The sequence below is a fragment of the Bacillus cereus group sp. BceL220 genome (assembly GCF_051776965.1).
In the GTDB taxonomy this organism is placed as follows: Bacteria; Bacillota; Bacilli; order Bacillales; family Bacillaceae_G; genus Bacillus_A; species Bacillus_A cereus.
This window is the reverse complement of the sequence record NZ_JBPWBC010000011.1, coordinates 92,662-104,445: the sequence shown is the minus strand read 5'-3', so window position 1 is coordinate 104,445 and position 11,784 is coordinate 92,662. Positions and strand designations below refer to the sequence as shown.

The window sequence follows — 11,784 nt, the reverse complement described above, 5'->3', positions numbered from 1 at the left end:
TATTTTTTTTCAAATGAAGAGGATTACAATATAAGTTGTAGACAGACTTTATAAAGCAGAATTTCATACAAACATTTCCCTCTACTTTTTGTATCTAACAATCGTATAACAATAAATAATTCTGTTTTATAGTGTCTGTTTTTGAAAGGTGGCTTCTTTGAAGGCACCTTTTTTTTATTAGTATAGATAGTTTTCACTGTTAGCATAGTGTAAACTATCTATACTAAACATTAGCAATCTTCCGTATAAATATTATCAATTTACTATATATTCCAGTGGTGTTAACCTACATATGAAAGGCTTTCTTTTTCAAAATATTACCCCTAATAAAATTTTGAAGAAGTCAACTGTCTCCAAACTTGTCTTTATGCTTAAAGAAAAAGCACTCAAATTGAGTGCTTTTTCTTATTGAAACATGCTATTTTTCTAGGCGATTTTCATAAAATAAAAGTAAAGAAATGAAAGTGGGTGACAAAATGCCGGCAGTTGTGGAAGGTGTTATTATTGAAAACTGCAATGGAACAATTAATGTAGGTGACAAATATAACGTACAGCCGATTGAAAAGACGAAGGCTTATAATGGATCGGGATCATCAAATACAGGAATGAAAGTACAAACGTTTAGCGGGATTAGTACAGCTGATGTATGGGATAATGATGCGAATGATCAGGGGATACAGTTTACTTTATAGTACAGTATGTAAAATTGCATAAAATGATGAAGTTGCCCTATGATACAATCTAGCTGTGAGCTGTTAATGATTCTTCTATAGTGTAGTTGTTAGATTAGAAATATAACATCTTATCGAAAATCATACGTACAAAAAAAGACACTTCAAACGAAGTGTCTTTTTTATTTTAGTGATATCCTTTAGCAGAGTCTTTATGAATTTTATTTTTAAAAATACTGTAGCTCCAAAGCTGATATCCAATAACGATTGGTACCATGACCATTGCTACGAAGAACATAATTTTTAAGTTTAATTGACTACCAGCTGCGTTGTATAACGTTGTACTGTATGCATCGTTAATACGGGATGGTAACATTCTTGGGAACATACCTGCAAAGCCAGTTGTCATAAACATTGCGATTGTTAGGCAAACGAATGTGAATGCAAGGCCGATTTTATGTTTGTACACCATAATAAGTGCGAGTACACTCATTAGCATTGCAAGTACTGGAAGAATGAATAGTACCGGATATTCCGTAAAGTTTTGGAATAAGTTTGTCCGATTAGCAGTTGCTACATAGAAGATAGCTAAAATAATAGCTGCTGCCATTGAAAATGGTCTTGCGATTTTATAAGCACGGTCGGATACTTCACCAGTCGTTTTAATCATGACCCAAAGGGCACCGGATACGACAAATATAGCAGTGAAGAACAACCCTCCTAAAATACCGTAATGGTTTAGTAAGCTAAGTAAATTTCCTTCATAACCATTTTTTCCGATTTGTAGTCCGTAATAAAGATTAGCGAACGTAACACCGAATAGGAAAGCAATTAAAAAACTGCCAATTGCAAATGCCCATTTACAAGTTTTTTGCCAAATCGGTGAATCATCTTTATGCATGAATTCCAGTCCAGCGGCACGAGCAAACAGTGCAAGTAATACTAAGAATAACGGTGTATATAGATAACTAAACATATTTGCATATGTGACTGGGAAGGCAGCAAATGTTGCGCCACCAGCTGTAATTAACCACACTTCATTACCGCCCCAGAATGGGCCAATTGCTTCTTGTAATTGATTTCGTTCTTGTCGATCTTTCGTAACGAAAGGAAAGATCATTCCGTTACCAAGTGCATACCCGTCAAGGATGAAGTAAACTGTCCAAATCACGCCCCATAAACCGAACCAGATGATTGCAAGCATATCATGAGACATGGGCCACGCCTCCCTCAGTAGCAGGATCTTCTAATGCTGCAGGTCCTTTTTTCGCGAACTTCAGCATTAAGTATACGTCTGCGATTAAAAGTAAAGTGTAGAACAAAATTAAACTAATTAATGAGAACCAAATTTGTGGAACAGATATAGGTGATACAGATTCTGCGGTACGCATTAGTTTATATACTGTCCAAGGTTGACGCCCTACTTCAGCGACAATCCAACCAGCATTAATCGCAATGTATGGAAGTAAGACAGACCATATTGTAATTTTTAAATAACGTTTTGAGTTCTCTAGTTTTCCTTTTCGGTTTAAATAGAAGCCATACCAAGTTAATGCCATAAAGAACATACCAAGTGCAACCATTAAGCGGAAGCTATAATACACGAGGTTAACATTTGGACGTTCATCTTTCGGAATATCTTTTAAACCAACAATTTCGCCATCAAATGAGTTTGTATAGAAGAAGCTTCCGAGTTTTGGAATCGTAAGGAATTCAAAGTTTTTCTCATTTTTTACATCAGGAATTTGAACAATTGAGAAGCCTTGTCCTTTTCCAGTTTCCCAAACTGCTTCCATCGCAGCTCCTTTTGCTGGTTGATATTTAGCTGCTGATACACCAGATTGATGTCCCATAAACGGTGTAATTGTTGCGGCGAATAAGCCTAACATTAAACCAAACTTAAATGATTTTTTGAAGAATTCCACTTCATTTTTACGTAATAAGTGATAGGCACTAATTGCCATAACGAAGAAAGCACCTACGATATAACAACCAATGACAGTATGGAAGAACATATTCCAAGCATATGGATTTGTAACGAGTGCCCAGAAATCATTTAATTCAGCGCGGCCATTACGTACTACGTAGCCAACAGGGTTTTGCATAAAGCCATTTGCTGTAATAATCCAAAGGGCGGAAATATTTGTCCCAAGTGCAACCATCCACATACAGAAGGCACGGAACTTTGGTGAAATTTTGTCTTTACCGAATAACCATATTCCCATGAAAGTAGATTCTAAGAAGAAGGCAACGAGTGCTTCGATTGCGAGAGGTGATCCGAAAATATCTCCCATATATTTGGAGTATTCAGACCAGTTCGTTCCAAATTGGAATTCCATCGTAATCCCAGTTATAATCCCCATTACGAAGTTAATTGTAAATAATTTACCCCAGAAATTTGCCATTTTACGGTATGTTGGATTCAATGTGCGGGCGTATTGAGTTTCCATACATGCTACTAAAATGACAAGTCCGATTGTCAAAGGTACAAATAAAAAGTGATAAAAAATAGTAATTGCAAATTGAAAACGACTCAGTAACAGAACGTCGGACATAATAAATATTCACTCCTTTTTTACATTATCTACAATCAGTTTATAGTGAAAATACGTTTAAAGTATGTGAGACTTGTTACAAAGCTGTGTGTATATTTTGAAAGAATTATGTCGATTATCTGAAAATATCTTATTTTTACTATAAAGCGATATCCTTTTTGAGTTTTTCATATTTTGGTACACTATATAAGTAATGTAAATGAGAGAAAAGAGGGTTTTTTACTATGAAGTCATTAGAAGAGATTTTACAATACAATGAAAAATTTGTTGAAGAGAAAAGATACGAAGAGTATGAAACGGGAAAATTCCCGAATAAAAAAATGGTAATTATCTCTTGTATGGATACTCGTCTTGTTGAATTATTACCAAAAGCAATGAATATGCGTAACGGTGATGTGAAAATTATTAAAGTAGCAGGAGCTGTTATCTCACATCCATTCGGAAGTATTATGCGTAGTATTTTAGTTGCTGTATATGAACTTGGTGCTGATGAAGTTTGTGTAGTTGGTCACCACGATTGCGGTATGGCAAAAATTCAAGCAAGCAGTACGATTGAGAAAATGAAAGAACGCGGTATAACAGAAGAGAAATTAGATACACTCCGTTATTCTGGAATCGATTTAGAAAGATTCCTACAAGGGTTCTCTAGTGTAGAAGAAAGTGTAGAACATAGCGTATCGATACTTCGCAACCATCCATTACTTCCAGAAGAAGTACCTGTTCACGGTCTTGTTATAGATCCTGATACAGGAAAATTAGATTTAGTTGTGAATGGTTACGACAATTAAGAATTTACTTTGTCATCCTTTTTATCTGGGACAGGATCAAATCCTCCCGGGTGGAAAGGGTGACATTTTAATATACGCTTACAAGTAAGCCAAAAGCCTTTGAGGGCACCATGTTTTTGAAACGCCTCTAATCCGTAATGAGAACAAGTCGGATAAAAGCGGCAAGTTGGTGGTGTCATCGGAGAAATGAACTTTTGATAAAAGCGTATAATCCCAATAAAAATCTGTTTCATAATGGTCTCCTTTTCAGCATAGTCTTAAAGTATTATAGCACGACTGTACATAATACTTTACTAATGTGCATTTCCGTTATATCATATTGGATATAACGGAATTAAATTAAAAGCGGGAGAGATGTTGTATGCCATCAGTAGAAAGCTTTGAATTAGATCATACGATTGTAAAGGCACCTTATGTAAGACATTGCGGAGTTCACAATGTAGGTAGTGACGGTATTGTAAATAAATTTGATATTCGTTTTTGCCAACCGAATAAACAAGCAATGAAACCAGATGTTATTCATACGTTAGAACATTTATTAGCATTTAATTTACGTAAATATATTGATCGTTATCCGCATTTTGATATTATCGATATTTCACCGATGGGCTGCCAAACAGGATATTATCTTGTAGTAAGCGGAACACCGACAGTACGAGAAATCATTGATTTATTAGAATTAACATTAAAAGATGCGGTTCAAATTACAGAAATTCCAGCTGCAAATGAAACACAATGTGGTCAAGCGAAGCTTCACGACTTAGAAGGAGCACAACGCTTAATGAACTTCTGGTTAAGCCAAGATAAAGATGAACTTGAGAAAGTGTTTGGATAAGAAGAAAAACTGCCTGTGAAAGGGCAGTTTTTTTATTGTGCTAAGAGCAACCATACTCTTCTTTTTTATGAAAATATATTACATACTCCAACATATAAAACAAAGGCAGAACAGAGAAAATAAATAAATGCTTTCGTTTTTTGCTGCTTCTTTATTTCATCGATTCCAAAAAGGATACACATAATACTTAAAAGGATAAACACGTAAGGTAAAAGAATAGTGAAGTTTGCAAAGAAGCTAAATAGGACGAGAGAAAGAGCGATAGTGGCGATTATAATTTGAATGTTTTTTAACATGGAATCCCCCTTAAGTAGAAAGAAATAGTTACTGAGAGAAAATAATTATAAATGCTAAATTGGTCAAAATTTCATTCTACATATAACGAAAGTAGTTTGATATTAAAAAGAAGAATATGAGACTGGAAACGAAAAAATACGGGATACTCATTGATTTTCGTCCGGATTTCAATTCATTAATTCCTAGAAGAATAAAGAAACAACTGAGAATAAATTGTACGTATGGGAGAAGTGAAAAATTATCGGTAACATGGATATAAGTGCTTAGAATGAGTAAGAGAAGCATGAGAAATGCTAAAAAACTCCGTAATATAGTTAGAGTTAGCATTGTATAGCCTCCTTTAGACCATTTATCGGAATATTTCTGTGAAACCAATAAATAAAGCAGCGGCTCCTGCTAGTAGAGCGAGCACACTACCTCCTGTTTGCCTTTTTAATATTTCCTCTAAACTTATGGTGAGGGCCATAACTCCTAAAGAGATAAACATATACGGCATTATTTCTCTATTACTAGTAAAAAATCCATAGATTGCTATAGATAAAGCAATAAGTGATAAAGTAATCCGTACTCCTTTTAGCATGCATGTACCTCCTTTTATTTGATATAGCTAATGATGAGAACAATCCAAATGAAAGCACCGGCAATAATACAAATAAATCCCGTTGCTGCCTCCTTTTTCTTTATTTGTTCAAATGCGATGAGAAACATTAAAGCCCCTAATAGAAATTGTGAAAGAGGTAAAAAATTATTTTGACCTGTATATAATCCAATTGCCGACATAACGATCACAGTGAGTGCTACTATGATGCGAAGTATACGAAGCATATTAGGAATTCTCCTTATTCTTTTTTGTATAAGGATTGTCTTCTAGTTTATCGACGGAATGTTTATAAGCATAGCCTTTATTAATTGTCATGACGGAGAGTAAGAGGATGATTAGGACGATGATAATACCGATAATTAATATTTTGAACATAAAATCCCTCCTTTTCTTTATTTTACATAATTTTGTAATTGATGAAAACAATAGAAAATAAAAGGATGAAAGAAGGGTGTTACATGGAGACGAAAAAAACATATTATATATCAATAGGAAATGGTCAAATTTCACAAGTGAAGACGGCGGATACGTATAATTTTGAGATTTCCGCAAATGATGAGGAAATTACGGAATTAAGAGAGCACTTTGATCAAGCATATGTAGAAGATTTAGGGTCATTTGTACGCTCCCACGTTCCATTTGTTGAGTATCATCACGATTCAAATAATGACCGATATGATGAACAACTACAAAAAGCATATAAAATGATTTACGATTTAGGAAATCATGAGACGAAAGAATTAGTCGCGCAAATGGGAATAATCAATGGATTGTAATTGGATAATATTATGCAGAAAAGCGAGAATATGCTACAATTTGTGGTAGGAAAAACTTGTAACCATCAATAGGGGAGTAATGGCATGTACAAATTTAAAGATTATTACCACAACACTGTACAATTATCGTTTGAACGTTATCCATTTTCTCCTGAGCCAAAGCATGTTTGGGTTGTATGCCGGTACGGGGATCAATGGTTATTAACGCATCATTTACGTCGCGGTCTTGAATTTCCAGGTGGTAAAGTAGAACTAGGGGAAACACCGGAAGAAGCGGCAGTTCGAGAGGTTCATGAAGAAACCGGCGGCATAGTTTCTGATTTAACTTACTTAGGACAATACAAAGTATCTGGAAAAGACAAAATAATCATTAAAAACATTTATTTTGCAACAATTAGTGCGGTAGAAGAACATACGCATTACGAAGAAACGAAAGGGTCTGTTTTATTAAAAGACATTCCTGACAACATTAAAACGAATAGAAAATTTAGCTTTATAATGCGCGATGACGTATTAGCGCGTACGATGAAACATATAGAAGAAATCGGCTGTTTTACGAAGTAAAGTAGCCGGTTTCTTTTTTTGTATGTAAGAATAAATGTAAATATATCTTTGCATTATTTTGGGTATATTATACAATTTTGTAAAGATATATTTACATTTTAGGAGGGGGAAGATGGAGAATAGAAAAGAAACGACTGTTGCTGTGTCTATGGTTAAATTAAATGTCTATGCATTTCTTATAATATTTGTTTTGGCATTTGGAATTAGTTTTTTACATGCACTTCTTTCAGGCGGGGTTCAAGTTGAAATTACGTTACCAACTGTGTTTCTTGTTATTATCGCAATGATTGTTCTCGTTTGTATTCATGAGGCAATACATTTAATTGGCTTTCGCTATATCGGAGGTGTTCCGTGGAGTGAACTAAAATGGGGCGTTAATTGGAAATTAGGTGTTGCATATGCTCATTCTAAACAGGCGGTTACAGTAAAGCAAATGAAGAAAGTATTAATGCTTCCGTTTTTACCAACTGGAATTTTGCCAATTGTATTGGGATTAGCTATGAATCTGGAGCCACTCTCATTTTTAGGAATTCTACTAACAGGAGGTTGTATCGGTGACATTGCCGTATATCAAAAAGTTTCAAAGTTTCCAGATGATGCGCTAGTAAAAGATCATCCGAGTAAACCTCAGTTTACAGTGTATGAATAATAAGAGGAGGCGTTTTTGAAAAACGCCTCCTCTTATTATTGTTACTTTTGGTTGGTGAATTGATATATTGTGAAAATCGCTGATATAATTTATTTGTTATTATTGTGTTGATACCTCCACCTCTAAAAACGAAAGCACCCCCAACAAATCATCTACGATACGTGAATGCTTAAAATCACCCCAAAACGAATCTTTTTTCCAAACACCAAGAATTCCTACTTGTTCAGAACCAAGCACATCGTTTTCTGGATGATCTCCAACATAAAGACATTCTTCTGCCTTAACATCTAGTCTTTGCAAAGCACGTTCGAAAATTTCAGGGTGAGGTTTTTTAATTCCTTCAGCTTCTGAAACGAGAATGGTGTTTGTATACGTATGTATATGTAGTGCTCGAAGGTTGCTCATCTGAAATTCAGTAAAACCATTTGTGATAATACCAATTTTAATGTTTCGCTGTTTTAACTGTTGAAGTAGTTCATGCGTGTTTTTGAAAGGAATACAATGATGTTGGAAGTTTGTAATATAGTCGTGTAGCAGTTGCTCTTGCGTTAAAGTAGTAATGTTGTATTCGGAAAGGAGAGTAGCATATACTTTATCCTTCCACGTATAACCATTATTATCGAGTTCAAGAAATCGAGAACAATACTCTGATTTCTCTATACTCATCAAATGTGAGGAGAAGCGATTATATTGCTCATAAATAAATTGTTTTAAAGATTGGCGCCGATCTAATAGTGTTCCATCTAAGTCGAATAAGATTGCACGAATCATGAGAAGCCTCCTTGCAGTTTTTATAATTAATTATCGCATATTCGTTAAAAAATGATTATTATATTTTTGTAGAATGTATTGATGGAGGACTGTATGAAGAGACTGTATGGCAAGTTAGTAGGGGTTATCGTTGCAATCGGCTTACTAGCAGGATGCGAAAGTTCTATGAAGAGTGTGAAAGAAAAAGAAGTGTGTAAAACAGACGAAGAATGTGTGGAAATAGGAGATAAGAAACTTCAAAAAGTATATGAAAAAATAGATGGATTATCTGAGCTTGAAGCAGTAGAAGATTATGAAATAGAAGAGCATGAAAGTGCGGATATGAAAGAGGCAGAGCAGAAAAAAGATGATGAGGATGATGATGAAAGTTATTTCTTTTTAGCTTCTTATTATATCGATGGTGATGAAATTGTAGATCCTTATTTTGAAAAAATAGAACGGAAACGTTTAAATAAAGTATTCGCTGAAGATAAAGAAGCGAAAGAAGAGGTGCTACAACAACGTCAAGATAGAGGGTATCATGAAGACTTATGGGATATGTATCGTACACTCATTCCAGCTAAATATCGTGGGAATATAACAGAATTTGATTTAATAACAGATGGTTATGACGGTGTTGTTGCCCATGTTATGCCGAGTATGGAGAATCCGAAAGACTGGACTCTTAGCCTAGATACGCTTGATTCTGCGGTAAATATCGATGAAGTGATGAAAACATTAATTCATGAGACGGCTCACGTGTTGACGCTCGGGCATAAGCAAATACCAGTAGATGAAAACTATGTAAAGGCTTTTGAAGAAGATAAAGATATTTCAACGTACCGAAATAAATGTGGAAATCTTTTCTTACAAGAGGGATGTGCGAAGGGAAAATCTTATATTAATCAATTTTATAACTCTTTCTGGAAGCCTATTGAGCAAGAGTGGACAGAAAAGAAAGTAGAAGAAAGTGAAGAAACTCAAATTGAGTTTTTTAAAGAAAAGCAAGATGAGTTTGTCTCACAGTATGGAACGACAAATGTAGCAGAAGATATTGCTGATACGTTTACAGCGTTTATTTTGCAAGATTCAAAAAAAGTGAAAGAAGGAACAGAGTTAAAATATAAGAAAATTGCTTTCTTCTATCAGTTCCCTGAGCTTGTAAAAATGAGAGCGGAAGTGCTGTCAGGATTATATGATGTTTCGAAAACGATAGAACAACAAAGTGGAGACTAATGTGAGTTATGTGTTCGATATAGTTTCGTTAAAGTAAAGCGTGAAGAATTTTTAATTCTTTGCGTTTTCTCATGTTGATAAAATTGAAAATTCTGTATTTTAATTAAAAAGAAGAAGGAACTGGCGGTATAAAATAGAATTAGTATAAAAATGTCACAATTTAGACACAATTATAATGCGCGTGTTGTAGGGACTATAAGTTTACTCTCGAGGAGGTAATGAAACGTATGAAAACGATTCTTGCTGTTGCTGGTCTCATTTGGGTAATGTCTCACGGTTTTCCGATTTTTGAAGGGGAGCAAATTCGTAGTGCTTTGAATGAAAAGTTTAATGATTATCATGTGATAGATCGAAAAGATAATGTCGTTACAGTACGTGTGAAAGACTGTTTCCATACAGTTACGGTTGCGGATGGAAACATTACAAATGAAACGAAAATGTGTGATAAAAGGTAAAAGAAAGAAGCTGACTATAGCGCACTGTTTTGAGTCAGCTTCTTTTTCTTTTTCCAATTAGAATTTTTTCAAATGCCTCAACAAATACATACATAAGAGTTGCAAGAACACATGTGAGTAGTACGCTAAGTAAGACGAGTGTGAAGTTAAAGACTTGGAATCCGTAGCTAATTAAGTAGCCAAGTCCTTGTTTGGAAACGAGAAGTTCTCCGAAAATAACACCGACCCAGGATAAACCAACGTTTACTTTTAACGTTGAGATAATTGCTGGAAAGGATGCAGGGAGAACGACTTGCTTATAACATTGCCATTTATTTGCACCAAATGTGTCCATCACTTTTATATAGTTAGAATCGACTTCTTGAAATGCACTGTAAATAACGAGAATGGTAATGATGATGGAAATGATTACTCCCATTGCGATAGAAGATGAAATGTTTGGACCGAAAATAACGATGATGATTGGACCGAGTGCAACTTTTGGCATTGCATTTAGGACGACGAGATAAGGATCAAGTACGCGGGCTAGAAGTGGCATCCACCAAAGGAACGTGGCAATAATAGCACCAAGTACTGTTCCGAGAATGAAGCCTACTCCTGTTTCCAGTAATGTCGTCCATATGTGGACCCAAAGTGAACCGTCGATCCATTTCGTTAAGAAGAGATCCCAAATACTCGAAGGAGAGCTAAAGAGTAAAGGATCAATCCATTCTTTTTTACTAGCTATTTCCCATAGTGCAAAGAAAAGTATAAGTAGTAAAAGTTGTAGCGAGCGAGCAATCCAAGCGCGTCTGCGTTCGTTCTTTCGAAATTGTTCATGTAGTTGTTTTATATTATCCAAGTCGTTCCAGCTCCTTCCATATATCTTGAAAGAGGGCTGGGAAATCGTAGTGATGGCGTGCTTCTAACGGTGATAAAGAACGGATACTTTCCGGGACGATAAAGGTTTTTGCGATTTTTCCGGGATTCGCTTGCAGTAAATAAATACGATCACTCATCGCGATCGCTTCTTCAATATCATGAGTAACAAGTAGTGATGTTTTCTTATATTTATTTAGTAAGTTGAAAACGAGTTCTTCTAGTTTTAATTTCGTTTGATAATCGAGTGCGGAGAATGGTTCATCTAGTAATAAAATTTTCGGATCAGTCGCTAATGTTCGAACGAGAGCGGCACGTTGACGCATACCGCCGGATAGTTCACGAGGATATTGTTCTTCTACACCATGAAGACCGACTTGTTTTAAAAGATTTAAAGTATGTTCTTTCATCTGCTCATCATAAATCTTTCGAATATGAAGTCCAAGCATAATATTTTCTTCAATCGTTTTCCAAGGGAATAAGTAATCTTGTTGCAACATATATCCCATAGATGTTGTTTTCGTTGTAATCGGTTCACCATCTAAAAAGACGATACCGTCAATTGGATCAAGTAGTCCAGCAATGATTGAGAGGAGCGTTGTTTTACCGCAACCACTTGGACCGAGTATAGAAATAAATTCGCCTTCTTCCACTTGTAAGCTCATATCTTCGAGAATAAGTTTGGCATTCTCTTTTGCAAAAAAACAGTGAGAAACGTTACGTATTTGCAAAAAACTCATACACTTCGC

The 11,784-nt window shown here is 35.2% G+C and carries 18 protein-coding genes; 8 read left to right on the top strand and 10 right to left on the bottom strand.

Annotation, left to right across the window (positions count from 1 at the left end; all coding sequences use genetic code 11):
* Nucleotides 1-458: 458 nt before the first annotated feature.
* Nucleotides 459-692: a spore germination protein gene (locus ACS2FK_RS23445; protein WP_002001299.1), complete on the top strand. Its 234-nt coding sequence runs from the start codon at nt 459-461 to the stop codon at nt 690-692.
* A gap of 166 nt (nt 693-858) precedes the next feature.
* Here ACS2FK_RS23445 and cydB read toward each other — a convergent pair whose 3' ends face one another.
* Nucleotides 859-1,887: a cytochrome d ubiquinol oxidase subunit II gene (gene cydB, locus ACS2FK_RS23440; RefSeq protein ID WP_000017662.1), complete on the bottom strand. Its 1,029-nt coding sequence runs from the start codon at nt 1,885-1,887 to the stop codon at nt 859-861.
* Nucleotides 1,877-3,226, bottom strand: coding sequence for a cytochrome ubiquinol oxidase subunit I (gene cydA, locus ACS2FK_RS23435; protein ID WP_001286164.1), 1,350 nt, complete (start codon nt 3,224-3,226; stop codon nt 1,877-1,879). Before cydA ends, cydB begins: the two co-directional genes overlap by 11 nt.
* Before the next feature lie 224 nt (nt 3,227-3,450).
* Here cydA and ACS2FK_RS23430 point away from each other — a divergent pair, with 224 nt between their 5' ends.
* Nucleotides 3,451-4,014 carry a beta-class carbonic anhydrase gene (locus ACS2FK_RS23430; RefSeq protein WP_063548875.1) on the top strand — a complete coding sequence of 188 codons (564 nt, stop codon included), beginning with the start codon at nt 3,451-3,453 and terminating at the stop codon, nt 4,012-4,014.
* Here the strand turns inward: ACS2FK_RS23430 and yidD are convergent.
* On the bottom strand, nt 4,011-4,247 hold the full coding sequence (yidD, locus tag ACS2FK_RS23425; protein ID WP_000809334.1) for a membrane protein insertion efficiency factor YidD: 237 nt from the start codon (nt 4,245-4,247) through the stop codon (nt 4,011-4,013). The genes ACS2FK_RS23430 and yidD overlap by 4 nt on opposite strands.
* Before the next feature lie 128 nt (nt 4,248-4,375).
* Here yidD and luxS point away from each other — a divergent pair, with 128 nt between their 5' ends.
* The gene (gene luxS / locus ACS2FK_RS23420; RefSeq protein WP_001141371.1) at nt 4,376-4,849 is read left to right on the top strand and encodes an S-ribosylhomocysteine lyase LuxS; all 474 of its coding nucleotides are present in this window, start codon (nt 4,376-4,378) and stop codon (nt 4,847-4,849) included.
* A gap of 65 nt (nt 4,850-4,914) precedes the next feature.
* Here the strand turns inward: luxS and ACS2FK_RS23415 are convergent, their stop codons facing one another.
* The 4 genes from ACS2FK_RS23415 to ytzI form a co-directional block, all read right to left on the bottom strand.
* Complete coding sequence (locus ACS2FK_RS23415; protein WP_063548873.1) at nt 4,915-5,145, bottom strand: YczI family protein; 231 nt, start codon at nt 5,143-5,145, stop codon at nt 4,915-4,917.
* A 350-nt stretch (nt 5,146-5,495) separates the two neighbouring features.
* Entirely contained in the window at nt 5,496-5,726 is a 231-nt protein-coding gene (locus ACS2FK_RS23410) for a DUF3953 domain-containing protein (RefSeq protein ID WP_000912059.1), read from the bottom strand.
* Between the two features lie 14 nt (nt 5,727-5,740).
* Nucleotides 5,741-5,971: a DUF3953 domain-containing protein gene (locus ACS2FK_RS23405; protein WP_000944455.1), complete on the bottom strand. Its 231-nt coding sequence runs from the start codon at nt 5,969-5,971 to the stop codon at nt 5,741-5,743.
* Between the two features lies 1 nt (nt 5,972).
* Nucleotides 5,973-6,122 carry a YtzI protein gene (gene ytzI, locus ACS2FK_RS23400; RefSeq protein ID WP_063548871.1) on the bottom strand — a complete coding sequence of 50 codons (150 nt, stop codon included), beginning with the start codon at nt 6,120-6,122 and terminating at the stop codon, nt 5,973-5,975.
* Between the two features lie 83 nt (nt 6,123-6,205).
* Between ytzI and ACS2FK_RS23395 the strand changes: the two genes are divergently transcribed.
* The 3 genes from ACS2FK_RS23395 (at nt 6,206) to ACS2FK_RS23385 (ending at nt 7,736) form a co-directional block, all read left to right on the top strand.
* Nucleotides 6,206-6,523 (top strand): hypothetical protein, encoded by a 318-nt coding sequence (locus ACS2FK_RS23395; protein WP_000448409.1) that lies wholly within the window; start codon nt 6,206-6,208, stop codon nt 6,521-6,523.
* 84 nt (nt 6,524-6,607) lie between these two features.
* Nucleotides 6,608-7,087 (top strand): antimutator 8-oxo-(dGTP/GTP)ase, encoded by a 480-nt coding sequence (gene mutTA / locus ACS2FK_RS23390; RefSeq protein ID WP_000276385.1) that lies wholly within the window; start codon nt 6,608-6,610, stop codon nt 7,085-7,087.
* 112 nt (nt 7,088-7,199) lie between these two features.
* Nucleotides 7,200-7,736: a DUF3267 domain-containing protein gene (locus tag ACS2FK_RS23385; protein ID WP_063548869.1), complete on the top strand. Its 537-nt coding sequence runs from the start codon at nt 7,200-7,202 to the stop codon at nt 7,734-7,736.
* A gap of 99 nt (nt 7,737-7,835) precedes the next feature.
* On the opposite strand, the gene ACS2FK_RS23380 is transcribed toward ACS2FK_RS23385, so the two are convergent.
* Nucleotides 7,836-8,507, bottom strand: coding sequence for an HAD family hydrolase (locus tag ACS2FK_RS23380; RefSeq protein ID WP_063548867.1), 672 nt, complete (start codon nt 8,505-8,507; stop codon nt 7,836-7,838).
* 93 nt (nt 8,508-8,600) lie between these two features.
* Between ACS2FK_RS23380 and ACS2FK_RS23375 the strand changes: the two genes are divergently transcribed.
* Together ACS2FK_RS23375 and ACS2FK_RS23370 are read left to right on the top strand one after the other, a co-directional pair.
* Complete coding sequence (locus tag ACS2FK_RS23375; RefSeq protein ID WP_063548865.1) at nt 8,601-9,722, top strand: hypothetical protein; 1,122 nt, start codon at nt 8,601-8,603, stop codon at nt 9,720-9,722.
* A 227-nt stretch (nt 9,723-9,949) separates the two neighbouring features.
* A complete protein-coding gene (locus tag ACS2FK_RS23370) occupies nt 9,950-10,177 on the top strand; it encodes a hypothetical protein (RefSeq protein WP_000849112.1) in 228 nt (75 codons plus the stop codon).
* Between the two features lie 34 nt (nt 10,178-10,211).
* Here the strand turns inward: ACS2FK_RS23370 and ACS2FK_RS23365 are convergent, their stop codons facing one another.
* Entirely contained in the window at nt 10,212-11,018 is an 807-nt protein-coding gene (locus ACS2FK_RS23365; protein WP_000368798.1) for an ABC transporter permease, read from the bottom strand.
* Nucleotides 11,011-11,775 carry an ABC transporter ATP-binding protein gene (locus ACS2FK_RS23360; RefSeq protein WP_063548863.1) on the bottom strand — a complete coding sequence of 255 codons (765 nt, stop codon included), beginning with the start codon at nt 11,773-11,775 and terminating at the stop codon, nt 11,011-11,013. Before ACS2FK_RS23360 ends, ACS2FK_RS23365 begins: the two co-directional genes overlap by 8 nt.
* Nucleotides 11,776-11,784 lie beyond the last annotated feature (9 nt).

Coding starts and splice junctions, on each gene's coding strand:
- ACS2FK_RS23385 (WP_063548869.1), top strand. CDS start 7,200: ATGGAGAATAGAAAAGAAACGACTGTTGCTGTGTCTATGGTTAAATTA.
- ACS2FK_RS23375 (WP_063548865.1), top strand. CDS start 8,601: ATGAAGAGACTGTATGGCAAGTTAGTAGGGGTTATCGTTGCAATCGGC.
- ACS2FK_RS23415 (WP_063548873.1), bottom strand. CDS start 5,145: ATGTTAAAAAACATTCAAATTATAATCGCCACTATCGCTCTTTCTCTC.
- ACS2FK_RS23445 (WP_002001299.1), top strand. CDS start 459: ATGAAAGTGGGTGACAAAATGCCGGCAGTTGTGGAAGGTGTTATTATT.
- luxS (WP_001141371.1), top strand. CDS start 4,376: ATGCCATCAGTAGAAAGCTTTGAATTAGATCATACGATTGTAAAGGCA.
- ACS2FK_RS23405 (WP_000944455.1), bottom strand. CDS start 5,971: ATGCTTCGTATACTTCGCATCATAGTAGCACTCACTGTGATCGTTATG.
- ACS2FK_RS23430 (WP_063548875.1), top strand. CDS start 3,451: ATGAAGTCATTAGAAGAGATTTTACAATACAATGAAAAATTTGTTGAA.
- ACS2FK_RS23370 (WP_000849112.1), top strand. CDS start 9,950: ATGAAAACGATTCTTGCTGTTGCTGGTCTCATTTGGGTAATGTCTCAC.
- cydB (WP_000017662.1), bottom strand. CDS start 1,887: ATGTCTCATGATATGCTTGCAATCATCTGGTTCGGTTTATGGGGCGTG.
- ytzI (WP_063548871.1), bottom strand. CDS start 6,122: ATGTTCAAAATATTAATTATCGGTATTATCATCGTCCTAATCATCCTC.
- mutTA (WP_000276385.1), top strand. CDS start 6,608: ATGTACAAATTTAAAGATTATTACCACAACACTGTACAATTATCGTTT.
- ACS2FK_RS23395 (WP_000448409.1), top strand. CDS start 6,206: ATGGAGACGAAAAAAACATATTATATATCAATAGGAAATGGTCAAATT.
- yidD (WP_000809334.1), bottom strand. CDS start 4,247: ATGAAACAGATTTTTATTGGGATTATACGCTTTTATCAAAAGTTCATT.
- cydA (WP_001286164.1), bottom strand. CDS start 3,226: ATGTCCGACGTTCTGTTACTGAGTCGTTTTCAATTTGCAATTACTATT.
- ACS2FK_RS23380 (WP_063548867.1), bottom strand. CDS start 8,507: ATGATTCGTGCAATCTTATTCGACTTAGATGGAACACTATTAGATCGG.
- ACS2FK_RS23410 (WP_000912059.1), bottom strand. CDS start 5,726: ATGCTAAAAGGAGTACGGATTACTTTATCACTTATTGCTTTATCTATA.
- ACS2FK_RS23360 (WP_063548863.1), bottom strand. CDS start 11,775: ATGAGTTTTTTGCAAATACGTAACGTTTCTCACTGTTTTTTTGCAAAA.